Source organism: Porphyrobacter sp. MBR-155, assembly GCF_040547625.1.
Classification (GTDB): Bacteria; Pseudomonadota; Alphaproteobacteria; order Sphingomonadales; family Sphingomonadaceae; genus Erythrobacter.
Genome location: NZ_JBEPQB010000013.1, coordinates 1 through 24,899 on the forward strand (window position 1 = coordinate 1; position 24,899 = coordinate 24,899).

General features: G+C 59.9%; 18 protein-coding genes. 5 read left to right on the forward strand and 13 right to left on the reverse strand.

Annotation, left to right across the window (positions count from 1 at the left end; genetic code table 11):
* Positions 1-695: 695 nt before the first annotated feature.
* Genes ABIE62_RS13135 through ABIE62_RS13155 form a run of 5 tightly spaced genes read right to left on the reverse strand, consistent with a single transcriptional unit; the run spans position 696 to position 5,619 of the window.
* Complete coding sequence (locus ABIE62_RS13135; RefSeq protein ID WP_354326709.1) at positions 696-1,373, reverse strand: FadR/GntR family transcriptional regulator; 678 nt, start codon at positions 1,371-1,373, stop codon at positions 696-698.
* A 43-nt stretch (positions 1,374-1,416) separates the two neighbouring features.
* Positions 1,417-2,307 (reverse strand): SMP-30/gluconolactonase/LRE family protein, encoded by an 891-nt coding sequence (locus ABIE62_RS13140; protein ID WP_354326712.1) that lies wholly within the window; start codon positions 2,305-2,307, stop codon positions 1,417-1,419.
* Entirely contained in the window at positions 2,304-2,927 is a 624-nt protein-coding gene (locus tag ABIE62_RS13145) for a 2-dehydro-3-deoxy-6-phosphogalactonate aldolase (protein WP_354326713.1), read from the reverse strand. Before ABIE62_RS13145 ends, ABIE62_RS13140 begins: the two co-directional genes overlap by 4 nt.
* Positions 2,927-3,883 carry a 2-dehydro-3-deoxygalactonokinase gene (locus tag ABIE62_RS13150; protein WP_354326715.1) on the reverse strand — a complete coding sequence of 319 codons (957 nt, stop codon included), beginning with the start codon at positions 3,881-3,883 and terminating at the stop codon, positions 2,927-2,929. The genes ABIE62_RS13145 and ABIE62_RS13150 overlap by 1 nt, the downstream gene beginning before the upstream one ends.
* Positions 3,883-5,619, reverse strand: a complete 1,737-nt coding sequence (locus ABIE62_RS13155; protein WP_354326717.1) for an IlvD/Edd family dehydratase — start codon at positions 5,617-5,619, stop codon at positions 3,883-3,885. The genes ABIE62_RS13150 and ABIE62_RS13155 overlap by 1 nt, the downstream gene beginning before the upstream one ends.
* Positions 5,620-5,760: 141 nt before the next feature.
* Between ABIE62_RS13155 and ABIE62_RS13160 the strand changes: the two genes are divergently transcribed.
* Positions 5,761-6,579 carry an SDR family NAD(P)-dependent oxidoreductase gene (locus tag ABIE62_RS13160; RefSeq protein ID WP_354326718.1) on the forward strand — a complete coding sequence of 273 codons (819 nt, stop codon included), beginning with the start codon at positions 5,761-5,763 and terminating at the stop codon, positions 6,577-6,579.
* Between the two features lie 136 nt (positions 6,580-6,715).
* Here ABIE62_RS13160 and ABIE62_RS13165 read toward each other — a convergent pair whose 3' ends face one another.
* The 5 genes from ABIE62_RS13165 to ABIE62_RS13185 form a co-directional block, all read right to left on the reverse strand.
* Positions 6,716-8,188: an SLC5 family protein gene (locus tag ABIE62_RS13165; RefSeq protein WP_354326719.1), complete on the reverse strand. Its 1,473-nt coding sequence runs from the start codon at positions 8,186-8,188 to the stop codon at positions 6,716-6,718.
* A complete protein-coding gene (locus tag ABIE62_RS13170; RefSeq protein ID WP_354326721.1) occupies positions 8,188-9,519 on the reverse strand; it encodes an alpha/beta hydrolase family protein in 1,332 nt (443 codons plus the stop codon). The genes ABIE62_RS13165 and ABIE62_RS13170 overlap by 1 nt, the downstream gene beginning before the upstream one ends.
* Complete coding sequence (locus ABIE62_RS13175; protein WP_354326722.1) at positions 9,516-11,474, reverse strand: beta-galactosidase; 1,959 nt, start codon at positions 11,472-11,474, stop codon at positions 9,516-9,518. Before ABIE62_RS13175 ends, ABIE62_RS13170 begins: the two co-directional genes overlap by 4 nt.
* 129 nt (positions 11,475-11,603) lie before the next feature.
* Positions 11,604-12,323, reverse strand: a complete 720-nt coding sequence (locus ABIE62_RS13180; protein WP_354326724.1) for a SapC family protein — start codon at positions 12,321-12,323, stop codon at positions 11,604-11,606.
* Positions 12,324-12,333: 10 nt separating this feature from the next.
* Positions 12,334-13,890, reverse strand: a complete 1,557-nt coding sequence (locus tag ABIE62_RS13185) for a tryptophan halogenase family protein (RefSeq protein WP_354326725.1) — start codon at positions 13,888-13,890, stop codon at positions 12,334-12,336.
* Between the two features lie 314 nt (positions 13,891-14,204).
* Between ABIE62_RS13185 and ABIE62_RS13190 the strand changes: the two genes are divergently transcribed.
* Positions 14,205-16,934, forward strand: coding sequence for a TonB-dependent receptor (locus ABIE62_RS13190; RefSeq protein ID WP_354326726.1), 2,730 nt, complete (start codon positions 14,205-14,207; stop codon positions 16,932-16,934).
* A 112-nt stretch (positions 16,935-17,046) separates the two neighbouring features.
* Here the strand turns inward: ABIE62_RS13190 and ABIE62_RS13195 are convergent, their stop codons facing one another.
* Positions 17,047-17,985, reverse strand: coding sequence for an aldose epimerase family protein (locus ABIE62_RS13195; protein WP_354326787.1), 939 nt, complete (start codon positions 17,983-17,985; stop codon positions 17,047-17,049).
* A gap of 225 nt (positions 17,986-18,210) precedes the next feature.
* Between ABIE62_RS13195 and ABIE62_RS13200 the strand changes: the two genes are divergently transcribed.
* The gene (locus ABIE62_RS13200; protein WP_354326727.1) at positions 18,211-20,331 is read left to right on the forward strand and encodes an alpha-galactosidase; all 2,121 of its coding nucleotides are present in this window, start codon (positions 18,211-18,213) and stop codon (positions 20,329-20,331) included.
* Between the two features lie 76 nt (positions 20,332-20,407).
* Here ABIE62_RS13200 and ABIE62_RS13205 read toward each other — a convergent pair whose 3' ends face one another.
* Both ABIE62_RS13205 and rnd read right to left on the reverse strand, forming a co-directional pair.
* On the reverse strand, positions 20,408-21,304 hold the full coding sequence (locus ABIE62_RS13205) for a hydrogen peroxide-inducible genes activator (protein WP_354326729.1): 897 nt from the start codon (positions 21,302-21,304) through the stop codon (positions 20,408-20,410).
* A 10-nt stretch (positions 21,305-21,314) separates the two neighbouring features.
* Positions 21,315-22,526 carry a ribonuclease D gene (rnd, locus tag ABIE62_RS13210; RefSeq protein WP_354326730.1) on the reverse strand — a complete coding sequence of 404 codons (1,212 nt, stop codon included), beginning with the start codon at positions 22,524-22,526 and terminating at the stop codon, positions 21,315-21,317.
* Between the two features lie 193 nt (positions 22,527-22,719).
* On the opposite strand from rnd, the gene aspS reads away from it, so the two are divergent.
* Together aspS and ABIE62_RS13220 are read left to right on the forward strand one after the other, a co-directional pair.
* On the forward strand, positions 22,720-24,510 hold the full coding sequence (gene aspS / locus ABIE62_RS13215; RefSeq protein WP_354326732.1) for an aspartate--tRNA ligase: 1,791 nt from the start codon (positions 22,720-22,722) through the stop codon (positions 24,508-24,510).
* A gap of 89 nt (positions 24,511-24,599) precedes the next feature.
* Positions 24,600-24,836 (forward strand): acyl carrier protein, encoded by a 237-nt coding sequence (locus ABIE62_RS13220; RefSeq protein ID WP_068351714.1) that lies wholly within the window; start codon positions 24,600-24,602, stop codon positions 24,834-24,836.
* Positions 24,837-24,899 lie beyond the last annotated feature (63 nt).

A 24,899-nucleotide genomic window follows, 5' to 3' on the forward strand; every position in this document is an offset into this window, starting at 1 on the left:
AGAAAGTGATACCATCGCGCATCCTCCCTGAATCGCACGTCGGCAAGCCTCTGGGAATCCCTAAATGGACTCTTTCGTTCCGGTCAATCCACTAGGTCATCGAGCGCCTCGCCGAAGTAATCTGTGACCCATCCTGCTTTACTGAGTTTGATCATGGATTTCCACCTCGCCGCATACTGAACTTCGGGGATGCACTACCACACGAGCAAGGCCCGATACATGCCTGCGAGGAAGTCAAATGCGCTCTTGCGCCCAAAGCACCTCAAGTGAGGTCTTGACGTTCTCATAATAAGCAGTGTGTGGCCGCCTATCGAACCGTAGTTCTAATCCTTGTCCAACAATCGAACCGGCCTTGCGGAAACCGACAAAACTGCTACACAACGGCCCACATTCGAAGAGAATAAACCGCAATAATTCAGAATATTAGGGGCAGCTTCCGGCAGTCCAGCCCTGCCACCACTTTCCAATAGTTGATATTTTTCCGGCACGACCGAAAAGCGTGGGTTCCTAAGGATAAATGGTCTGTGCGCACGCACTCGTTCATTGCTGGTCGCCACAATTCGCGGTAAAGTGCGGGTGAAAAATGTAAGGGCAGGAGGTTTTAACGGCCTTTTGCTGAGGGTGGATAATGCACCATCAAAAGCCGGGTCCAAACACCTAAGTGGTATCGACCCAATTTTGACCCCAACCAAGTTCTACAATTCGGGCGATCTCGCGGCAAATTTCCGCACCAGAACAAGAGCCTCGCTGATAAGGCTGTGCATTGCGGCGGCGGCGCCATCGGGATCACGGGCGGCAATTGCTTCCAGCACGTGCCTGTGTTCGGCAATGCTTGCCAGCCGAACGCCTTTTAGTTGGTTTGTCACTTTGATCGACGTATGCAGAGCCGCCACGATCAAATCTCTAAGGCGCGCGTAAAAACGGTTTCCCGAAGCCTCAAGCACAGCGACATGAAATGCGATATCCGATAGCAAAGGATCGTCATCGCCTTCCTCGGCTGCCTGCATTCGGTTTAACGCAGCCTCTATTTGCGCGATAGCTTCGGCAGACGCTGTTTCGGCTGCCAAGCGTGCGGCAACAGGTTCGATAGCCAGCCGCACCTGCAAAAATTCGATCAGCAATTCCGGTTCGAACTTGCGCGCCATGATCCAGCCAAGGACTTCGGCATCAAGAATGTTCCAGTTTGATTGTGGCTGGACCCATGTACCTTGGCGTGGACGCGATGCAATCAGCCCCTTGGCCGATAGCATCTTGATCGCTTCACGCAGGACACTGCGGCTTACCCCATATAATTTGCATAATTCGCTCTCGATTGGGAACGGATTGGCCGGGCCGTATGTCCCGGTCACTATGTCCTTGCCGAGCTGATGCATGATCTGATTGGTAAGATTGTGTCCCTGCCGTTGCACGCTATTATCAACCCCCTGAGCGATCTCGCCGGACAGTCTCCTGCGCCAATCCGGTCGCTCCAACCTGATAAACAAGAACATCTCCTGCCAAGGGTTCCAAGGCAAGCTGCTCTAGCGTCAACCCTACACGCGCGGTGGTGACAAACAACAGGTCAAGCGCATCACCGCCGAATGCGACGCAGCTTGGCTGGCTGACAGGTAATGCAATTTCGCTATCTATCGTGCCATCAGGCCGATAGCGAACCACGCGCGAAGCGCCCCAATGCGCGCTCCAAAGGCACCCTTCAGCATCAACTGTCGCCCCATCGGGATAAGCGCCGGGCGGCGTTTCGGCAAACAGGCGCGGGTTGCTGATTTCGCCGTTGAAGGGTTCAAAGTCGAACGCCAGAATCCGGCGTGCAGGACTGTCGGCGAAATACATGGTCAGGCCATCGGGGCTCCAGGCCAGTCCGTTGGCAATGGTGACACCTTCGTGGCAGCGCCGCGCTTGCGTGCCATCCAGACGATACAGCACGGCGCTGCGGGGCGGGGCGAGCGTTTCGTCCTCGATCATTGTGCCTGCCCAGAAGCGGCCCTGCCGATCCACCCGCCCATCATTGAAACGGCGACCACCGCCGCGCGGTTCCGGACGATCAATCCATTGAACTTCCCCGGTTGTCAGATCGAACCATCCAAACCCGGTTTCGAATGCGCACAGCAACGTGTCCGCTTCGCCTTCGACCAATGCGAATGATCCCACCCGTTCGGGCGCTGCTATCCGTTCGACAGTATCGGTGTCGATCGGCTGGTGCAGGATCAGCGATGCTTCGATATCGGTCCACCACAACCCGCTATCGCGGTGCCACTGGATGCCTTCGCCCAGTATGTTGCCCGCAGAAATTACATGATGCGGGGTCATGTGTGCAGCGCCGAATCATAGGCGGCCACAATCTGCGACGCACGTTCTGAAACGTCCGCCGCTGTCATGCCCGGCCGGTAAAGTTCAGTTCCGATGCCAAACCCGTCAGTTCCGGCGGCGAGCCATTGGCCCATGCTGCCTGACTGGATACCGCCCACCGCAAAAATCTGCACCTGCGGCGGCAAGACCGCCTTGAGCGCCGCAACATGGGCTGGCCCATAGGTCGATGCGGGGAACAGCTTGAGCGCCTGCGCCCCGGCATCCACTGCCGCAAAGGCATCGGTCGGGGTGGCTATGCCCGGCATGGAGGTAAGCCCCAGTTCCACCGAACGCGCGATCACTGCGGCATTTGTGCAAGGCGAGATCACCAATTGGCCGCCGCATTCATGAACCGCGTCGACCTGTGCAACGGACAGCACCGTACCCGCACCGCAGAGGCATTGATCGGCCAGCGCATCGGCCAGTTTCGCGATACTTTTGAACGGTTCAGGCGAATTCAGCGGCACCTCGATCATGGTGATGCCAGCATTATGTATCGCCTGCGCGATATCGACCACTTGATCGTGCGTAACCCCGCGCAAGATCGCCACGAGCGGCCTGCTTGTCGGTGCCTCAGCCATTATCTCGCCTCCGATGCGGCGCGGCGCACGGCCAACAGGCCGGCCAGTGCCGCTGCCCCCCCATCGATCGCGCGCGAGCGGCCATCGGCCAAGGCAAAGGCCCGCATGTAACGCTCGGTCATTCCGGGGTCTCCGATGAAAACGACTTCCCGATTGCGGGCATCACCGCCTAGGATGATGCCCTTCACCGCCTTGATTTCGGCACCAACCAGCACACCCGAAAGAAATTCGCGCGCGGCGGCTTTGGTCATTCCCTCGCGCAAGGTGCGGCTGCGCGCCTCGAACAACACAAATGGCATGGATGCGGGGTGGGAATGCAGGCTGCGTCGGGCACCGTGATCAAACGCCACTGGATCCACCGCAGTCTCGCTGGCTGCATGGGCCATAACGCTGCGTTCACCCAGCACGGCAAAAAACTCGCCCGTCGGGCTGGTCGAAAATTGCCGCACCACCCCATCTTGCAGATCAACCCATTTGCTATGGGTTCCGGGCAGGCACAATAGATGGCTTCCCTTTCGCAGCGACGGTTCAAGCTCAATCGCGCCGCGTATCTGTGTTTCCTCGCCGCGCATCACGTCGGGCGCACCCAGATGATTTTCACAGGTCATGCCGGGGATGATGGCAATGTTTGCCGACGGGGTTTCAAACCTCACACAGGCCGCCGTCAACCGGGACAGATCGGCGGGGCATTCGAGATAGGGCGCCTCGACCCAGCCGATGTTCGAACCCGCCATCCCGCACAGGGTCACGCCATTGCGGCCGAACTGATCGAGCCAATGGCCTGCCACATCGGCAAAGATGTCCCCGGGCTTCTGATTGGCGGCGGCGACCGCCGCGATCCCCGGCCCATCGCGCTGCGCGATCAGGCGCTCATCATTACACAGCATGATCCGCAGCCGGCTGGTTCCCCAGTCAGCTACAATCACGGTGTTTGCCGGGTTATCCACGTGCAACATCAATGCGATTCGCGATTGACCACATGGCCGCTCTTGCCAAGTAGAAAATCAAAGTCGCAGCCCTGATCTGCCTGCAGCACGTGATCGACATAGAGCTTGGCATAGCCGCGCGCAGCGCCATGATCGCATTTGGTGCGTCGCAACTGCTCCAGCCGTCTTTCGATTTCTTCCTGCGGCACCAGCAGATCAAGCGTGCGCGCATGGGCATCCACCGCGATTTCATCGCCATCTTCGACGATGGCGATCGGGCCATCGGCTGCGGATTCGGGCGCAACGTGCAGGATGACGGTGCCATAGGCCGTGCCGCTCATCCGTGCATCGGAAATGCGCACCATATCACGCACGCCCCGTGCCAGCAGCTTGGCCGGCAAGGGCATATTGCCGACCTCCGGCATCCCCGGATAGCCCTTGGGCCCGCAACCGCGCAAAACCATAATCGAATCTGGCTCGATATCGAGATCAGGATCATCAATGCGGGCTTTGAAATCCTCGATCGAATGGAACACCACAGCGCGCCCGCGGTGGCGAAGTAGGTGCGGCGATGCGGCCTGCGGCTTGATCGCCGCGCCTTTGGGGGCAAGGTTGCCGTGCAACGCCCATATCCCCGAAATCGGCTGCACCGGATTGTCGGCTTCGCGGATGACTTCGTTGTCGAAAACTTCGGTGCTGATCGCTTCGGACAGCGGAGCCCCGGTGACGGTTAGCGCATCGAGGTGCAGGCGATCGCGGATGCGTCCCATTACCGCCGGAATACCGCCCGCGTAATGGAACTCTTCCATCAGGAACCGGCCTGCGGGCATCAGGTCAACCAGCAAGGGAATATCTTGACCCAGCCTGTCGAAGTCGCTGGCCGTCAGTTCGATGCCAAGCCGGCCGGCAATTGCCAGCACATGCAGAACTGCATTGGTCGATCCGCCAATAACAGAATTGACCTTGATTGCATTTTCAAAAGCTTGCCGTGTGGCAATGCGCGAAAGGGGCGTGCCCTCACGCACCATTTCCACGATCCGCCTGCCGGTGCGATGGGCCAGCGTGCGGCGGCGGGAATCGACCGCCGGGATGGTGCCATTATATGGCAACGACAGTCCCATGGCTTCGACCAGGCAGGCCATCGTGGATGCGGTGCCCATTGTCATGCAAGTGCCCGGCGAACGCGACATGCCGCTTTCGGCCTGCATGAATTCATCAAGCGAAAGCTGGCCTGCGCGCACCTCTTCGGAAAAACGCCAGACGTCGGTTCCCGATCCGATATCTTTGCCCTTGAACTTGCCATTGAGCATCGGCCCGGACGATATCACCATGGTCGGCAGATCGACGCTCGCCGCGCCCATCAACTGGCCCGGTGTGGTCTTGTCGCACCCGCCGAGCAGCACCACCCCATCAATCGGATTGCCACGGATCGATTCTTCGACCTCCATCGCCAGCAGATTGCGGAACAGCATCGCCGTGGGACGCATCTGCGTTTCGCCCAGCGACATCGCCGGGAACTCGAGCGGCAAGCCCCCGGCTTCCCACACCCCGCGGCTGACGTGTTCAGCCAGATCGCGCAAGCCCATGTTGCACGGCGTCAGCTGCGACCAAGTGTTGCAGATGCCGATCACCGGTCGCCCGTCGAATACATCATCGGGCAGGCCTTCGCTTTTCATCCAGCTGCGATGAATGAAACCGTCACGATCAAGCTTGCCATAGCTCGCCTTGCTGCGCAGCTGGCGCTTGCCCTCGGGCGTGTCGGTCATTCCCAATTGCCTTTCCTGATGGCGACGCGCAACCCACGGCACCACTTGCATCTTGCTTGCATTTTATATGATAAATAGGCCAAGTGTAAAGAAAGACTGCCGCCTTCGTGGCAGAATAAATTGCGAAAGGTGCCACGGACAATGACCCCCGACCCAGATCAGCCTGCTACCGTATCCGCCGAAGGCGTTACCGATCACACCTATGTCGGCTATGATGACATCGCCGGGAAATCGGTATTTATCACCGGGGGCGGATCGGGGATCGGGGCCTATTTTGTCAATGCCTTTGCCGCGCAAGGGGCCAATGTGGGGTTTGTCTCGCTTGATGCGGGCACCGGTGAGCGGCTGGCCGATGCAGTCCATGCGCGCCATGGCAAGCGGCCCTTTTTCAGCCCGGTCGATATCCGTGACATTGCGGCGTTGCAATCGGCGCTGACCCGGTTTGCTTCAGAGGCAGGCGATCCCGGCGTCCTTATCAACAATGCGGCACGCGATACGCGCCATTCGCTGGGCGAATTGACTGTTGAAGCATGGGACGATTCGTTCGCCACCAACCTGCGCCCGTTCTTTTTCGCCGCTCAGGCTGTTGCCGAACGGATGGTGCCGGGCAGCACGATCATCAATATTGGCTCCAACTCGGCAATTCTGGGGCTGACTGGCTACCCGGCCTATGTCACCGCCAAAGCGGCGATTACCGGGTTCACCCGCGCGTTGGCCCGCGAACTCGGGGTGCGCGGCATCCGTGTTAATGGTCTGGTGCCGGGCTGGGTGATGACGGAGCGCCAGAAAGCACTGTGGGTGACGCCCGAAGCCTTGCAGGAATGCCTTGATCAGCAATCGCTCAAGGACACCATTACCGGCGAGGACATTGCCGAAGCGGCACTGTTCCTTGCCAGCCGCGCCGCGCGGATGATCACCGGGCAATCGCTGATCGTCGACGGCGGCAGGGTCATGCAATAATAGCAGCGCGCTGAGATGCTGACGCATCACGCGCTGGAAATGCTTAAGCGCCGCACGGGCTTAACCAAAGCCTGATGAGGCCGCACCCATCGCGCTTTGGTTTCATCGCCCTGACCCCGCCGTTTGTTCCCGCGCCTTACGCCTGAGCAGGCGCACCTTTTCGGCCAAATCCGGTGAACACGGCCGTTTGTTTGAAGATCACGCGGTTGATCGCCAAGGCGAATGCAATCGTGGTGATCAGGGTTACAAACATCAGATGGATGTAATGCAGCCCAAACGGCGCATGGACGAATGTGAAAAAGGCGTAGAGCGCGATCCCGAAACATACGCCCGCAATTGCCGCGCGGGCATCCACCCCGCGAAACAGCAGTCCGACGATGAACGCTGACAGGATCGGCATGCTCAACAGGCCGTTCAGTTCCTGCAACAGATTGATGATGCTCTCCGCGCCAGAATAGACCGGGATCATCGCGATCGCGACACCGATGAACACCGCCGAAACGGCCAGATTGAGATGTTTTACCGATACGTTCGGATTGACGTATTTCTGGTGGATATCGCAGACATAGAGTGCAGCCGCCGAATTGAGGATGGCGACAAAATGGGTGGCCACGCTGGTGATCAGAATCGCGGCAAAGGCACCTGACAGCCACGGTGGCAGAACCCCGCCGACAATCGTGCCAAACGCGGCATCGCCGATATCGCCATACAGTTTGAAGGCGATGATCCCCGGTAGCACCACGATCGTCGGCACGATCAAAAGCCGGATGATGGCAGCGGCGATCACGCCCTTTTGTGCTTCGCGAACCGTGGGAGAGGCCATCGCGCGCTGGGTGATCGCCTGATTGGTGGACCAGTAGAAAATCTGGATAAACACCATCCCGGTCAGCAGCGTGTGCCACGGGATCGGGGATTCGTCATCACCGATCAGGGTCAGCCGTTCGGCTGGGATGCCGCTGAAATCAAATCCGATGGCCTGCAGCGCGAGCCAGACGATGACCAGGCAGATGACCAGCAGGCTGGCACCGCTGAAAGTTTCGGAAATGGCCACCGCCCGCAGCCCGCCCATCACACCGTATATCGCGCCCAGAGCGGCAATCCCTACGCCCAAGGTTATATACCCCAGTTCGATCCCAAACACCGTGCGCATGAACAGCGCCCCGGTGTAAAGCGAAGATGGCATCGCGATGAACAGGTATCCGAACATGAACAGGGTGGAGATCATCGTGCGGATACGATCATCGCCATAGCGTCGTTCAAGCAGTTCGGTCGTGGTGGTGCAATTGTGGCGATAATAAATTGGCACGAACACGAAAGCGAGGATCAGCAGGCCGACCACCGCTGACAATTCCCACAGTGATAACAGCAACATCTGGTTGCCGTTCATCCCCACCAATTGTTCGGTGCCGAGGTTCGTGATGGTGATCGATCCGGCAACATAGACCCAGGTCAGACTGCCCCCGGCCAAGAAATATTCGCGGCTATCCTTGCTGCTGTGCTTATGCGGCGCGCGCGTTCGCCATAGGGTCAACAGGCCGACCGTGACGATGATTACCGCGAACACGAGCAATTGCCCGAAACCGGTGATCGCAATGTTCGATTCCAGCATTATTTGCCGCCTTGTTCTGGTTGAGTGCTTGAGGGCGTGCCCGGTCTGCCGGTACGCTGAGACATGCCGACGGCCCAGCGGCGCTGGAAACCGGGCCAGTAATCAGGCTGTTGCGCGGTGGCTCGGGTATCGCCAGCGACACTCCCCGGTTCGAGCGGCCAGCGGCCATCCTCTGCCCGCGCGCTTGGCAGGCGCAGATACGCGCCCGCCGCCGCATCGCCTTTCAGCCGGCTGTCGAGCAAAGCGGTGATGAAATGGGCGTTGATGGCGTTGAGCCGATCCTTGCGCCACACGGGTTCATCCAGCCGTTCGCGGTAATCGAAGGATGATGCCAGCGCATGGGGGACGGCGTTGGCGGCAATATTGTGGCGCGCGGCATCATAGACAATCATCAGCCGCTGCGCGCCCGTCATTGCATCGAAGATCCAGTCGACCCCGCCGGCATATGTTACGATGTCATCCTCTCGCCCGACCAGCACCAGGCTTGGCACCGTGATCCGCGCAAGGTCATCGGCTGACCATGCGCGCAACGGTGCCGCGCCGCCCCACGGGGCGAACAACACCAGCGCCTTCAGCCCTGCCGGTGCTGCGCCGGTCGCCGGAACATTGCCCTGCAAGGCTGCGTTGAGCGCGCCAGACCGATCGTAGGGTGCTCCCGCCGTCGCCAGCGCACCGAAACCGCCCATCGAATAGGCAATCAGTGCGATGTTTTGGGGGTCTGACAGATCGTTAAGCCATTGCGGCATCGCCCGCGCCGCCAGCGTTTCGATCACAAAGCGCTGATCGTCGCTGCGCGTCATGACGGTCGTGGCAAATGACAGCGCCTGCTGCGCGGGGGTGTTTGCTGGCAGATCACGATGATCGATCGCGATCACGACATAGCCCTTCGAAGCAAGGTTCTCTGCCAACCAGCTGAACCCCGTGGCCCATCCGCCATAGCCGTGAGAAATCACCACCACCGGATGGCCCGCGCCAACCGGCGGGGCTGCCGCCAGCGCAGTGCCGCATTCGCTGACCTGATCGGGCAGTGCTGCTGCCTGATTGGGGATCGGCGGCGGGCTGAAACTGTAACACGCCGGTTGGCTGCCTGCCGCGCCTTGCGCAGGATACCAGACCGCCAGCGGCAGGCTGCGCTCGCCAATGACGCCGCCGGGCAAGGATTGGCTGGGATTGGTCAGGGCGATCTCACGGAAGCCGACGATCTGCTCGCCATAGTCGGCCAGCGCAGGCGCGTCTGATGGAACATCACCCGCCGCCCACAACGCCGATCCGGCAGGAATCGCCAGCAGGGCAAGCGTTGCGGCCAGCACTACTGGGGCGCAGCGCTTCATAGGTTGATCCATACGCTTACTCCGTGGGCTTCGATGATCGGGCCGCCCAAGGAGAACCGCGCGCCGGGCGCAGCAGGCGCAGGGCGCGGTTCGGCGGCAAAATTGAACGCGAAGGTCAGGTTCCCGCGGCGTTGCAGCCGCACCATCGGATCGAGCGCCACCGTGGGAATCGCAGCCGCGTCGCACAGATCGGTGAACAGTGCGCGCAGGAAGGCATCATCGGTCAGGCTGGCGAGATACAGAAACTGCCCATGGCGCACCGCAGCCGCCGTGCCATCATCATAGGTGGCGACAACGTCGCCCTCGCGCACATCGATCATTTCGCGCCAGCTATGGCTGTCAAAACTGCGTCCGTTCCAATGCAGCGGTTCAGGGCAATCAGGCCGCAAAGTCTCCACGCTCAACACGCGCAGGGGCAGCAATCGCTGCAGCAGCCCCGGCGGCAGACTGTCGGGCAGGGTAAATTCGCGGGTCTTGGCACCCGAACGCGGGCCGATCACCACGGGGCCGCCTGCTACCGCCAGCGCGGCGATGGCGGCATCGTCGGGCATGGCAAGGCAGGGTGCCAGCACCAAGCGATAGGCCGTGAGATCGGCCCCCGGCATGACGAAATCGGTGTCCACCCCGATCTGCCGCAGAGCGCGATACCACTGGAACAGCACGGCTTCGTATTCGTAGCCTGCGCCCTGAGGTTCGATCTCGCTCAGCCACAGCGCCTCGACATCAACGATGATCGCCACTGGCGCGGGGCTGCGCGGGTGATCGGCCAGCCCCAGTCCGGCCAGTTCCGCCTGCACTTGTTCGATCTCGGCCCAGGCATCGGCCTTGCTGCGATCAGGCCGCAGCAGCCCCGCGTGCATCTGCTCCTGCGCGAACGGAGCCTGACGCCAGCGGAAATAGCTGACGCAATCAGCCCCGTGGGCGAATGCCTGAATCGTCCACAACCGCACCATCCCCGGCGCTGGGCGCGGATTGTGCGGTGCCCAGTTCACTGGACCGGGCTGCTGTTCCATGATCCAGAATGGCCCGCGCGACAGGCCGCGAATCTGATCGAGATGAAAGGTCGTTAGGTCAGGGTGGCCGGTACGCATGAAAGGCCGCGCCGCGTCTACCCCTTCTGACTGCATTATCCGATCGGTAAAGCCCAGCGGGTAACTGTCATAACTCGCAAAATCCAGCGACCGGGCCAGCGCATCATTATCGATCCCGGACGATTGCGGGGGAATGAAATTATGCGTCACAAACTGGCCGGGGGCGTGGCGGCGGATGACATCGGCCTGCAGCCGGTTGTATCGCACCACCTGATCGGACGTGAACCGCCGAAATGCCAATCGATGCGCTGGATTGGTCTCACACACCGTGCCAAACGGCAGTTCGATGTCATCGAAGCTGCCATATTCCATCGACCAGAACACATTGCCCCATGCGTGGTTGAGCGCATCGATCGATTGATAGGCCTGCGCGCACCATTCGCGAAAAGCATCACGCGCGGTGGCCGATCCGCTTAACGCTGTATCATGGCAGCAATATTCATTGTCGGTTTGCCAGCCCACCACATGCGGGTTGCTGCCGTATCGGATTGCCAATTGTTCGGTGATCCGCAAGGATTCACGCAAATAGGTTTCGCTCGAAAAGTCGTAATGCCGACGCGATCCAAATCCGCGCACCCGCCCGCTCGCTGGATCCACCGGAAGGATTTCAGGATAGAGATCAACCAGCCATTTGGGCGGCGTGGCCGTGGGGGTGCCAAGCACGACCTTGAGCCCATTTTCTCCGAGCACGGCAATCGCCCGGTCAAGCCAGTCGAAGGCATATTCGTCCGGTCGCGGCTCAAGCCTCGACCAGGCAAATTCCCCGATCCTGACGCAGGTCAGCCCGAGCGCGCGCATCTGCGCAGCGTCATCCGCCCAGACCGCTTCCGGCCAGTGTTCCGGATAGTAGCAAACGCCAAGCATTAAGGTTCTCCATCAAGGAGCCGGACAGTGGGCCGGGCATCGCTCAATCAGCTGTTGAAACGTGATCCTAGACCAATAATCATATAATTCAATCAGCCATTCTGCGCGTCGCAAATTTGATGGGTAGCGCTATTGGCAAACCACCTGCGCAAGCGGGCGATCGGTCTGGGCGTTGTGCAATTGTTCGAGCCGGTTAAGCTGATTGAGCGACGCGATCATCACGGACATTGGCGCAAGATGCCCGCGCTGATTGAGCTGCGCCAAAGCATCACCATCCAGCGCCGCCAGTGCAAAGGGATCAATGCCGTAAAGCCCGCCAATTTCGGATGATCCGCCATCCTGATAGACCAAATCGATCCGCAACGCCCGCACCAGCTGCCGCGCAACAATATCATCGACAAACGCCGTCATCGCCGTGCGATCACGCATCATTTTATCGATGCGCTCTGCCATAGCGAGAGTAACCGCTGCGGGCATCTGCTGGATGTTGAATAATGGCTCACCATGATTGCCCAGCAGCGCGCTGTCATCATCGATGGCCAGACCCAGCGGGGCGGCCTCGTCCCGAAAGAACGGATAACGCAGCACCGTTTCCGGCAGATAGGTTGCGTGCCAAAGCCCGTTCATTACGAACAGGTTGCGGCCCGCGCCAAGCCCCAGTAGCGCCGCAAGGTGGAACCGCCCGGTCTGTCCGTCCTTTATCAGAACCAGCGGATAATCGGCCGCCGCCAAACCGGCCTCGGCTAGTCCGATGACAGCATGACCCAACCGCGCAGCATGGGCCATATCTGGCGCTGGCGCGATGCGAAGCTGGGCATGGCGCGCAGGATCAAGAGCAATAATCGTCATCGCGGTTCCCTTAAACTGGTTGCAGTCCGAATTCGCGCACCCGGTTCAACAGATCGCGGTGTTTGGGTAATTCGGAAAGCGTCCTGTCACGCAGGTTGGCGGCGACGGCAAACCACCGCCGGGCCGTTTCTGAATCGGCCATCAGCGCGCTTTGAGTATATTCGGTTTCAAACCGCATCCCGTGCAGCACATACTGATAGCTGGGCCAGGAAAACACTTCGGGCTGATGGGGGAAATCCTGCGGGCTGGGTGGCTGATAACGCCAGAGCTTAAGGCATTCCTGCAAATCATCCGGGATCGAAGCCGGATCACAATTGTCGCGCCAGAATTGCGTGTCGGTGCGTTTGGTCAGCACATAGTGCAGCTTCAGGAATTCGATGATCCGATCCCAATGGTGCGTGAACGCCCGATTGAACTGGGCTGCCGCGGTGTCCATCACCGCACGATTGGCTGGCATTCTTTCGGCAATGAAATCGGTCGCGGCTTCGATCAGCATGAGGGCCGACGCTTCAAGCGGTTCCAGGAAACCTGCCGAAAGCCCGATTGCCACGCAGTTGTTGCGCCAGAATGTTTCGCGATGTCCAGCGCGAATTTTAATCCGCCGCGCCTCAAGCTGATCTGCCGCCGGGCCAATATAGCGCCTCAGCGCCAATTCGGCGGCATCATCGGTTGTATGCCTGCTGGAATAGACATGGCCGACCCCGCGCCGCGATTGCAATCCGATGTCCCACACCCAGCCGCTGTCCTGCGCCGTCACAATTGTGTGGCAGGCGATCGGGGCATCGGGAGCAGGGTAGGGAACCTGCATGGCCAAGGCCCGGTCAGCGAACAGGATATCGCTACAATCGCGGAACGGAACGTTCAGTGTTCGGCCAATAAGAATGGCGGCAAATCCGGTGCAATCAACGAAGAAATCGCCGACGACTTCGCCTTGCTGCTTGAGCTGTAAGGCGGCGATATCGCCATTATCTGCGCGGCGCACGTCAACGACATCATCGATTACGTGCTCCACGCCAAGCCGCGTTACAGCGTGTTCCTGCAGCAATTGCGCAAATTTGCCTGCATCAAGGTGATAGGCGTAATTGGCGACGGCGGCATATTCGGGCGTGGTGATCGCCTTGGGGGCAAGCCCGGCTTCGCACAGCGCCGCTTGAAAATCGACCGCATCGGCAAATTCGCTTCCGCCATCCGCGTGCATCTGTGCCCAATGGCCGGACAGGTTGATCTGCGGGGCACCCTGCGGCGCATTGAGCGGGTGGTAATAGGCATCGGCTGAGGTGCCGTCGGTCCAGCCGACGAACTTCCCGCCTTGCTTGAAGGCCGCATCGCAACGGCGCAAAAAATCGGTTTCGGACAGGCCGATCTTGCGCAGTGTCGCGCGCATGGTCGGCCAGGTGCCTTCGCCAACGCCAATTGTGGGCACGTTGGAGGATTCGATCAGCACGACCTTCAGGCCATCGGGGCTGTTGGCTGCGTTCTGGGCCGCGATCCGCGCCGCGCATATCCAGCCAGCGCTGCCGCCGCCAACGATGATGACCCTGCGTATCGGTCGCGAGCTATCAAACATGCTGGACTTCGTTCCTTTTTTCAGAGCCATCCGCGCTCGATCTCCCCGATGAAATCAGCCTACCAGACAGCCGGAATGTACAATTGACGCAGCGCAGAGAATAGGGACTTTTAATTATCTTATAAATCATATAATATGGCTTTTGCGCCATTTGCAATCTCCGTTTGCGGCCAGCCGCGCAATTTTTGTGCTGCAAGCCGGAGCTCAGTGGTCAAAAAAATACGAGGGAGAGGATAAGCATGTCTGTAAAACAACACAGCCGAATTGCGAAAAAAATACAGCGCATTGGCCTAGGGGGAACAAGCGTTCTTGCATTGTGTGCAATCGCCCATGCTGCTCCGGCAGCGGCGCAGGATTCCATCTCGTCGGGCAATACGGCCGATGAAATCATCGTCACCGGTATTCGCAGCAGTCTTAGCGCCTCGGCTGACCGCAAGCGTGAAGCAATGGTTATTCTCGATTCGATCACGTCGGAGGATCTCGGTAAATTCCCCGATTCGAACGTGGCTGAATCGCTTCAGCGCATTCCTGGCGTTTCGATCGACCGCAACGGCGGCGAAGGCCAGTTCGTCACCGTTCGCGGGTTCGGCCCGCAATTCAATACAGTGCTGGTCAATGGGCGGACTTTTGCCAGCGACAACACTGGCCGCGAATTCAGTTTCGATCTGCTCGCGGCAGAACTGATCAGTGGCGCAGACGTTTACAAAAGCTCGCAGGCATCGCTGCAAGACGGCGGGATTGGGGCGACGATCAATATCCGTACGCCGCGTCCACTCGACATCGGCGGTTTCAAAGCGGTGGCTTCTGCCAAAGGCAATTATGAAGACAACAGTGATGATGTTTCGCCGCAGCTTTTCGGCCTTGTCAGCACTACCTTTGGCGGCGACACCTTCGGCGTTCTGGCTTCGGTCTCCTATCAGGAACGCGATGCCCTGATCAACTTCACTCAGAACCGCGGTTATATTCCCGGTTCAACCATCGGGCCGGTCAATGCTCCGCTGTTCACCAATGTTTTCACGCCGCGCAATCAGGATGTTGGCAGCGACGAACAGAATCGCGAACGGTTTGGCGCCAATGTCACCGCGCAGTATCGCCCCGACGCCAACCTAACCTTCACACTGGATGGGCTGTACAACCAGTTTGATGTCAATTCGCAAGTCCGCTCATTGGGCAACTGGTTTGAACCGTCAGCCTTTGTCGCGGCAGAAATCGACGAAAACCGCACCGTCACATCGCTGACCACCAACGGATTTGCCGATTTCATCTCCACCTCGAACAACCGCTTCACCAAGACCCGAGCGGTTGGTTTCAACACCGAATGGATGGCAACCGATCAACTCAAGGTCATGGCCGATGTGTCGTGGTCTCGCGCCACGGATTCTGCGGGTGGGCGCAACCATTTCGCGGTTATCGGGGCAGCGAGCCAATACAGCTTTGAACAGGCTGTGGGCGGCGGCTTCCCATCAGTATTCGGCCATACCGCCGATCTGACCGACCCTACGATCGGGCGCACTCATATTGCTTTACGGCAAGGCAACAGCGAAGCCGAACGCGTTCTCGAGTACAAGCTTGATACCGAGTGGGAATCAGATGGCGGGGCGCTAGACAAGGTGCGCTTTGGCGGGGTGCATACCCGCCGCAAGAAAAACAGCCAGACGATCGCCACCGATCCCAACACCGTCTGCGTTTTCTGCGGATATAATACGTCGGTGACCGACCCCTTGTTGCAACCTTTCGGTCTGGGTACTTTCCTGGGCAGTTCGGGCACTGTGCCGACCAATTTCCAGACCTTCGATTCCGAAGCCTACTTCGCCTTCCTTGAAAGCGCAGGTGCTGCCGCTGCGCTGGATACTGCTCTCGGACTTACCCCAGGGACGACCGCGGCGCGGCTCGCATCAACCAACGGGTTCGATGCAGTAGTGCAGCCTAACTCTTTCCGGATAAACGAGAACGTCTATGCGGGCTATATTGATGCCGATTTCCGCGCCACGCTGGGCGGCTTGCCGTGGTTTATCAATATTGGCGCGCGTTATGTGCACACTGAACTGACCGCTTCGGGACAGCAGCTCGACCTGATTGATCTGCTCCCTGTAACCGGCGACGTAACGATTTTTCAGGGCGTATTCGCCAATGGGGGGCAACCCTTGGCACGCACCGAGAGTTCGAGCTATGACTTCTTCCTGCCTAACCTCAATGCAAGGGTTGATCTGGGCGCGGACGTGGTCGCACGGCTGTCCGCTTCGCGCACGTTGACGCGGCCGCAGGTTCAGGATCTGGCACCCCGGACCAACTTCGATGTCTTGCGACCAGCCAGCCTGAATGCCAGCGGCGGAAACCCGGCGTTGCGGCCTTATACGTCAAACAATTTCGACCTTTCGCTGGAATGGTATCCCAGCCGGACGACCACGATTGCCGCCGCAGCGTTCTACAAGAATGTTCGCGACTTCATCGTTCAGACACGCGAAAATGAAGTCATAACCATTGCCAATGCGGGCAACCTTCCGGTGGGCGGATTTATCACCGGCCCTAACGAGGCAACCTTCAGCGTTCGCCGGCCGCGCAATGCGGATACTGCCAACGTTCGCGGGATCGAATTGAATGTGGTGCATACGTTCGATTGGTTGCCGGGCCTGCTGAGTGGCTTTGGCGCGCAGGTGAACGCAACGTTTGTTGGCAGTAATGCGACTTTCGATCAGGACTCGGATGACATCTCCTTTGCACTTGAGGGTTTGGGAGATTCGCAGAACGCATCGGTGTTCTATGAAAAGGGAGGCATTTCAGCGCGGGTCGCCTATAACCGTCGCGAACGCTTCCTTGAAAGTCTCGTGACCCCGGGCGAAGGTGGTGATCCAGTGTTCCGGCGCACGTTTGATCAATGGGACGTGCGGGCCAGTTACGATGTGAACCAATATGCGCAGGTGTTTGTTGAAGGGATCAACATCACCAGCGAGAAAAACATCACCACCGGCCGTTTCGACAATCAGGTGCTCGATTTCATCGACACTGGTGCGCGATGGGCCGTTGGTGTTCGCGGCACATTCTGAACCTGAAGCCAACCGGGGCAAGGCAGCGCTTTGCCCCGGTTGTTCTTTCGAATTACGATCAGGCCCGGCCAAACCTGCCTTCGAGGCTTGCAACCGATCGGCGCGGGAAATGTCATTCGCTGAGCTGCGGATCTTTGCCGCTGCCACTGTTCCGGGACAATCCTTCTTCACTGATACTGATGCCCCATCGCCAACGCTTGGTTGCGCCCGGCGCGATGATGTCCGCCGCGCCATATTTACCCCGCCCAAAGGCGTTCGGTGCATGGCTGACCGGCTCGACGCAGAAATAATCCTGGCCGCGTGGCACATAGATGTGGACGCCAGCCATGCCATCACCCCCGACCATGATCGGACGATCCCCGCCCAGAACCGTCACCGGACCGGCGCAGGGGAAATAATTGTCCAATCCTTCGATCTGCGTGACCGGGACACCTTGCCCGGAGCTGAAAATATCCGACCGAACCTGTTCGATCGCCAGTCCATCCGCGCGACTGGCCCACATCGTGGTCGCGGCTGCCTGGATCGCGCTATCCGGGCGGCGGGCGAAATAGGGATGGATGCCAGTGCCGCACGGCATGTTCGCAACCGGGTCGCGGTTGGTGACTGCCAGCGCGATGCTGAGACCGCCAGGGCCAATTGTGATGCGCTGTTCCGCATGATACGCCCACGGCCACCCGCGGTTGCTGCGCGCGTCACGGCCGGCATGGTCAATTGCCAGGACGGCCTCGCTAGGGGACTCTCGCTTGACTGCCCAGACCACGCGCCAGCCATGGCCATGCAGGGCGTGCGGCAGGGCCGCCGGGTCAGGCACCAACGGCAACACCTGATCCCCGAAACGCAAATCTGCATTGCCAATGCGGTTGGCGAACGGGATCATCGAAAAGCTGGCGCAATCCAGAACATCGTCCACGTCGGGGCCGGCGCTGCGCAACACCGGCTGTCCCTCATGGCAAAGCGATGCAATCGCACCCCCCGTTTCAGGAAGGATATCGGCGCTCCACCCAGCGGCATTCAGCCGGATCACTTCGCCAGCAACCACAAATATCTCCATGCCCGGTTCAATGCGCTTGCCTGCGATGCTGCACAGTTTCACGCAGGTTGCCAACCTGATCGTCAGGCTTATCGTCAAGAACACCGCGAACCGGCCAGCCTTTACTGTGCATTGTGCCAACAGCCCAAGCTTACGCCCTTTTCTTGCTCATGTCGGGCTGACAAGGTTAGATCAAGCGCAGGCCTGTTAGGCCATGTGCTCCTCCTTCAAGAGTAACTCAGACCGATGCCTAGTCTCCCTCCCTTTGTGCGCCTTGATGCCCATAGCGTGGGCCTGATTTTTGATCTGCGCGCAGCGGCGGCTGAGCTGGTCTATATTGGGGAATCGCTGCCGCACGGCGAAGATATTGCCGCGTTGTGCGACGCGATGCAGCGCGGGCGCCACGCTTCGCAGCCAGATCGGCCAGCCCCGAGATCGCTGCTACCCTATGCTGGAGATGGGCACCTTGCTGCCCCTGCCATCGTCCTCCAGCGCGCGGGCCACCCGCTATCGCTTGAAATGGCGCTTGCGGAAATTAGTCAGACTGCGAACCGGCTGTGCCTGATCCACCGCGATGATGCACTTGGCGTGTCCGTGGAGATCGAACTTGCAATCCAGCCAAGCGGGATCATCGCGGTTTCGACCCGGCTTGCCAACCTCTCGACCGAATCGCTGGGACTGGTGGCTATCGCGTCGCTGTCGCTGCCACTGCCCGGATGGGCGGCGCATGTTGTGCGGTTTGCGGGCCGGTGGTCGGCTGAAATGCAACAGCAGCGCGTGGCGCTGGATCAGGGGATGATCGCAAGCGCTTCCTATGGTGGGCGGCCCGGCTTTGGCGGCGGGAACTGGATTAGGATCGAATCGGATGATGCTGGCGAACAGCATGGCGATGCCATCGCTGCGCATCTGGCGTGGATCGGCGATCACACGCTGAGCGTTGAGCGCAACGCCGATGGCGACGCGACGCTGACGATGGCGGCGCGGCTGGAGCCCGGCGAGATCATGTTGGCGCCGGACGAGGTCTTTACCGCCCCATGCGCGTTGGTCGCGGTCAGCAGCACCGGGGTCGCCGCACTACGTCAGGCGTTTCATGCCCATGCGCTGAACGCGGTGGTGCCCGCACAGGTGGTGTCTCGGCCGCGCAAGGTTCACCTCAACAGCTGGGAAGCGCTGGCGTTCGACCAGAGCCTGCCGAAGTTGAAGGCACTCGCAGACAACGCGGCCGCCTTGGGGGTCGAACGCTTCGTGCTCGACGATGGCTGGTTTGCCGGGCGGCGTGACGATACCACCAGTCTTGGTGATTGGGTCGCTGATGCCGGGATATTTCCCGATGGGCTTGGGCCGTTGATCAGCCATGTCCACGCTCTGGGCATGGATTTTGGCCTGTGGGTCGAACCTGAAATGATTAGCCCGGACAGTGATTTATATCGCGCCCATCCCGACTGGTGTCTGCATCTGCCCGGCCACCCGCGCGCAACCCAGCGCGGCCAGCTTGTGCTCGATCTCACCCTGTCGCCGGTAACCGATCACCTGTTCGCGCAATTGAGCAGGCTGTTGACCGACCACGCCATCGCCTATCTCAAATGGGATCACAATCGCGACCTGTTCCCGCTGGCCGGGAAGGGCCATGCGCATGTTATCGCGCTCTACGCCTTGCTTGATCGGCTGCGCGCCGCGCATCCCGATGTCGAGATTGAAACCTGCGCGAGCGGCGGCGGTCGGGTGGATTTCGAGATTCTGCGCCGTTGCAGCCGTTATTGGGCGAGCGACAATAATGATCCGATCGAACGGCTGCGGATCAATGCCGGCTGGTTTGATTTTCTGCCTTTGCGCATTGCCGGAAACCATGTCGGCCCCAGTCCCAACCCGATTACCGGCAGGCAGGTGTCGATGGATTTCCGCGCCAAGGTGGCGATGTTCGGCCACATGGGGGTGGAGGCTGACCCCGGAGCGATGTCGGCGGCGGACCGGGATTGTCTGGCCGCGCACATCGCGGTTTACAAGCAGTGGCGCGACGTTCTGCATCAGGGGCAATTGTGGCAACTCGCGCCGTCCGGCGGCGGCGTCCATGCCATGCTGGCGATGCAGCAGGGCAGGGGCCTGGCGCTGATCGCCCAGACACGTCAGGCAGACACATATGACATGCCGCGCATCCGCTTTGCCGGTTTGGAGGATGATGCCCTCTACCGGGTGGGGCTGGTTGCGCCATGGCGCAAACGGGCGCTCGCGGAACTATCGGTTCCCCAGCGTTATACTGATGGTTTCACCCTTTCCGGACGCGCGCTGCGTCTGGCGGGCATTAGCTTGCCGCTGCAATTTCCTGAAACAGCCTGGCTGGTCTCGGTGGAACGCTGCGCGGACGGCTGACACCACTTTGGGACTAGCAACGGAATCGCGCAGAAGAAATCCAGCGGTTCGGCACCTCAGCCAAGTTTTCTGCCGCTCAACCCGCCCGCAGTTCTTCGGCGAGCAGTTCAAAATCGCCTTCACGCGGGCTGTTTTTGCGCCATACTAGAACAATCTCGCGCTTGGCGGTGGGGCTGTCCACGGGCCGCGCGACCACTTGCGTGCCGTTCAAGATGCCTGCTTTCAGCGCCATTTCGGGCAACATCGTCACGCCCAGATCATTGTCGACCAGTTGCACCAGCGTGTGCAGCGACGTGCCGATCATCGCCGCGCTCGCCCGCAATTCGCTGCGCGAACACGCCGCGAGCGCGTGATCGCGCAGGCAGTGGCCATCCTCCAGCAACATCAGCCGTCCCTGATCGATCATTTCGGGCTTCACGCTTGCCGGGGGATCGCGCGGGTCGTCTTTGGGGAAGGCAATGAACAGCCGGTCATCGGCAATATGTGCGCACGCCGCGTCGCCAATATCAAACGGCAGCGCCAGCAGCACGCAATCGACCCGTCCGTGATGCAGCGATTCAAGCGCATCGTGGCTGGTTTCTTCGCGCAGCAGCAGCTTCAATTCGGGCCGTTCGCGGCGCAGGCGCGGCAGCACGCGCGGCAGCATGAAAGGGGCGATGGTGGGGATCACGCTCATGCGCAATTCGCCCACAAGTGGCTTGCCCGATGCCTGCACCAGGTCTGAAAGCTCCTCGGCCTCACGCAGAAGGCGGTTGGCCTTGGCCACCACCTGTTCGCCCAGTGCAGTAAACCGCACCACCCGGCGCGAACGTTCGACCAGCGTTACGCCCAGCAGCGATTCCAGTTCGCGAATGCCGGCCGATAGCGTGGATTGCGACACGAAGCTCGCCTCTGCCGCTTTGCCGAAATGGCCGTGTTCATGCAGCGCGACGAGGTATTGCAACTGCTTGATGGTGGGGAGGTAGGTGGACATCCGCTTACTGTTATTCCGCCGCCAATGTGTCCGGCACGTCTGCCTCTGCAATCACCACGTCATCAATATGGGTCATCTTGAGCTTGCCGCGCTCCACCGCAAACGCCAACTTGCCTTCGACCAGATCAAGCGCATCCTTGCCGAACACCTCGAACCGCCAGCCTTGCAGCACCGGCAGATCGCGCACCCCGGCAGCCAGCGATTCCATCTCGTCCGCGCGGGTCAGCAGGCGCGGGGCGACGTCGATTTCGCGCGCTCGGATTTTCAGCAACAGTTTCAATAGATCGGCCACCAGCGCGCCTTCCTTGCCCAGCGGCGCGCCGTGATTGATCTTTTCGGGCATTTCATCCTTGGGCAGCGGCTCGGCCTCAGCCAGCACCTTCATCAACCGCTTGCCGATGTCATTGTCTTTCCATGCCGGTGACAGCCCGCGCACCTTGGCGAGATCGCTCTGCGATTTGGGCGGGTGCCCGGCGATATCGGCCAGCGTTTCATCGCGCATGATCCGCCCGCGTGGGATATTTTTATGCTGCGCTTCGGCCTCACGCCATCCGGCCAGCGCCTTCATCCGGCCCAGCACTTGCGGATTGCGGCCCGCCTGGCGGATGCGTTTCCACGCCACGGCGGGATCGGTGATGTAATTGGACGGATCGGCCAGCTTTTCCATCTCGGCATTCAGCCACAATCCGCGCCCGGTCTTGATCAGTTTTTTCAGGATGCGCGGGAAGATGGTGGCAAGGTGGGTAACATCGCCGATTGCATATTCGATCTGCCGTTCGGTCAACGGGCGGCGGCTCCAATCGGTGAAGCGCGCGCCCTTGTCGATGGTCAGTCCCATCCATGTTTCGACCAGGTTGGCATAGCCGATCTGTTCCGACTGGCTGATCGCCATCATCGCGATTTGGGTGTCGAAAATCGGGTGCGGGGTCTTTCCGGTCAGGTTGACGATGATTTCAACGTCCTGCCCGCCCGCGTGAAACACTTTCAGCACATCTTCATTGTCGCACATCAGATCGAGCAGGGGTTTCAGATCTATCCCCGGTGCCATCGGATCGACCGCGGCGGCTTCTTCGTTATTGCCGATCTGCACCAAGCACAGTTCGGGCCAATAGGTGTTTTCGCGCATGAATTCGGTGTCGACCGCGACAAATTCGGATTTGGCGAGGCGTTCGCACAGTTCGGTCAGCGCGTCGGTGGTGGTAATCAGTGGATGTATTTTCATCGTCTCTTTGCTCATTGGGGCGGAGTGCCGCCCTCGGGATTAATCCCACATAACCCTCGCGCCGCTTGACAAAGCGCAAGGGTTCCCCTGTTAGCGCGCCGGTAATGGCCCGGATGCGGCCCCGGATACGGCAGGCCAGTTCCGGTTGCCCCGGCGCCCTAGCGTCATAGCCTCGGACAGGACAAGAGTTTAGATGCATCTTTACCGCACGCATACTTGCGCACAGCTTTCTTCCGCTCACGTCGGTGAAACCGTCCGCCTTTCGGGCTGGGTTCACCGCAAGCGCGATTTTGGCGGGTTGTTGTTCGTCGATCTGCGCGATCATTACGGTATCACGCAGATCGTTGCCGATGCGGATTCGCCCGCGCTGGCGGTGCTTGATCGGTTGCGGGTGGAATCGGTCATCACCATCGAAGGCGAGGTCAAAGCGCGATCGGCTGAGACAGTAAATCCGCGCCTCGCTACCGGCGAAGTCGAAGTTTATGCGCGCAGCATCACGGTGCAGAGCGCGGCGGAGGAACTGCCGCTGCCGGTTGCCGATGAACAGCCTTACCCTGAAGACGTGCGGCTGAAATACCGTTTCCTCGATCTGCGGCGCGAAACGCTGCACAACAACATCATGACCCGCGTGGCGGTGGTTTCCGATATCCGCGCGCGGATGACGGCGGCGGGGTTCAACGAGTTTTCCACTCCGATCCTGACCGCTTCCTCGCCCGAAGGCGCGCGCGATTTCCTCGTGCCGAGCCGTATTCATGCGGGCAAGTTCTACGCGCTTCCCCAGGCGCCGCAGCAATATAAGCAATTGCTGATGGTCGCGGGGTTTGATCGCTATTTCCAGATCGCGCCGTGTTTCCGCGACGAAGACCCGCGCGCTGACCGCTTGCCGGGCGAGTTTTACCAGCTCGATCTGGAAATGAGCTTCGTCACCCAGGAAGAAGTGTGGGAGACGATGGAGCCGGTGATCGCAGGCACCTTCGAAGCGTTTGCGAACGGCAAAGCAGTGACGCCCGCAGGCCAGTTCCCGCGCATTGCCTATGATGAGGCGATGCTGAAATATGGCAGCGACAAGCCCGATCTGCGCAACCCGCTGATCATCAGTGATGTCTCAAGCCATTTCACCCAAAGCGGTTTCGGCCTGTTCGAGAAAATCATCGACGGGGGCGGGGTGGTGCGGGTGATCCCGGCACCTGGCACCCACGAAAAGAGCCGCAAGTTCTTTGACGACATGAATGAATGGGCGCGGCGAGAAGGCTTCGCGGGCCTTGGATATGTCACCAGAAAAGCGGGCGAATTTGGTGGGCCGATTGCCAAGAACCACGGCGCGGATCGCATGGCTGATCTTTATGCCGAACTCGGCCTTGGCGATAATGACGGTCTGTTTTTCGCTGCGGGCAAGGAAGCCGACGCAGCCAAGCTGGCTGGTGCGGCGCGCATCCGCGTGGGCGAGGAATTGGGCCTGATCGACGAAAACGCCTTCGCCTTTGCCTGGATCGTCGATTTCCCATTTTACGAATGGAACGAAGACGAGAAAAAGGTCGACTTTTCGCACAACCCGTTCTCGATGCCGCGGGGCGGGCTTGACGCGCTGAACGGGCAAGACCCGCTGACGTTGAAGGCGTTTCAATATGATCTGGTCTGCAACGGCTATGAAATCGCCTCAGGCTCGATCCGCAATCACATGCCTGAAACAATGGTCAAGGCGTTTGAAATCGTCGGGCTTTCCAAGGCGGATGTGGAAGAACGGTTTGGCGGGATGTACCGCGCATTCCAATATGGTGCGCCGCCGCATGGTGGGATGGCTGCGGGCGTTGACCGCATCGTGATGCTGCTATGCGGGGTCAAGAACCTGCGCGAAATCTCGCTGTTCCCGATGAACCAGCGCGCCGAAGACCTGCTGATGGGCGCGCCGACGCCTGCCGAGCCGCGATCCTTGCGCGAACTGCACCTGCGCGTGGTTGAACCACCCAAGAAGGACGGCGCCTGACAGCGATCTGTCATGCCCACTTGCGCTTGCCCGCGCCGTTGATTAGGGCAGAACCGAGTTTTTCTAACCCCAGTTCAAGAGGGAATAACATGAGCGATACTGCCGATCGGGTGGCCAAGATTGTCGTCGAACATCTCGGCGTGGAAGCTGAGAAGGTAACTCAGGACGCCAGCTTCATTGATGATCTGGGCGCTGACAGCCTCGACATCGTCGAACTGGTGATGGCCTTCGAAGAGGAATTCGGTGTCGAAATCCCCGACGATGCGGCTGAGAAGATCACCACTGTTGGTGATGCGACCAAATACATCGAAGAACACAAGGGCTAAGGCTCTTTTGATAGCCCGTTTGCCCTGAGCTTGTCGAAGGGCCGGTCTTTGACCGGGCAGTTT

Coding starts and splice junctions, on each gene's coding strand:
- ABIE62_RS13135 (WP_354326709.1), bottom strand. CDS start 1,373: ATGCATCAGCTCGGCAAGGACATAGTGACCGGGACATACGGCCCGGCC.
- aspS (WP_354326732.1), top strand. CDS start 22,720: ATGCATCTTTACCGCACGCATACTTGCGCACAGCTTTCTTCCGCTCAC.
- ABIE62_RS13165 (WP_354326719.1), bottom strand. CDS start 8,188: ATGCTGGAATCGAACATTGCGATCACCGGTTTCGGGCAATTGCTCGTG.
- ABIE62_RS13140 (WP_354326712.1), bottom strand. CDS start 2,307: ATGACCCCGCATCATGTAATTTCTGCGGGCAACATACTGGGCGAAGGC.
- ABIE62_RS13220 (WP_068351714.1), top strand. CDS start 24,600: ATGAGCGATACTGCCGATCGGGTGGCCAAGATTGTCGTCGAACATCTC.
- ABIE62_RS13170 (WP_354326721.1), bottom strand. CDS start 9,519: ATGAAGCGCTGCGCCCCAGTAGTGCTGGCCGCAACGCTTGCCCTGCTG.
- ABIE62_RS13150 (WP_354326715.1), bottom strand. CDS start 3,883: ATGTTGCACGTGGATAACCCGGCAAACACCGTGATTGTAGCTGACTGG.
- ABIE62_RS13145 (WP_354326713.1), bottom strand. CDS start 2,927: ATGGCTGAGGCACCGACAAGCAGGCCGCTCGTGGCGATCTTGCGCGGG.
- ABIE62_RS13195 (WP_354326787.1), bottom strand. CDS start 17,985: ATGGAGATATTTGTGGTTGCTGGCGAAGTGATCCGGCTGAATGCCGCT.
- ABIE62_RS13160 (WP_354326718.1), top strand. CDS start 5,761: ATGACCCCCGACCCAGATCAGCCTGCTACCGTATCCGCCGAAGGCGTT.
- ABIE62_RS13200 (WP_354326727.1), top strand. CDS start 18,211: ATGCCTAGTCTCCCTCCCTTTGTGCGCCTTGATGCCCATAGCGTGGGC.
- ABIE62_RS13205 (WP_354326729.1), bottom strand. CDS start 21,304: ATGTCCACCTACCTCCCCACCATCAAGCAGTTGCAATACCTCGTCGCG.
- rnd (WP_354326730.1), bottom strand. CDS start 22,526: ATGAAAATACATCCACTGATTACCACCACCGACGCGCTGACCGAACTG.
- ABIE62_RS13175 (WP_354326722.1), bottom strand. CDS start 11,474: ATGCTTGGCGTTTGCTACTATCCGGAACACTGGCCGGAAGCGGTCTGG.
- ABIE62_RS13155 (WP_354326717.1), bottom strand. CDS start 5,619: ATGACCGACACGCCCGAGGGCAAGCGCCAGCTGCGCAGCAAGGCGAGC.
- ABIE62_RS13180 (WP_354326724.1), bottom strand. CDS start 12,323: ATGACGATTATTGCTCTTGATCCTGCGCGCCATGCCCAGCTTCGCATC.
- ABIE62_RS13185 (WP_354326725.1), bottom strand. CDS start 13,890: ATGTTTGATAGCTCGCGACCGATACGCAGGGTCATCATCGTTGGCGGC.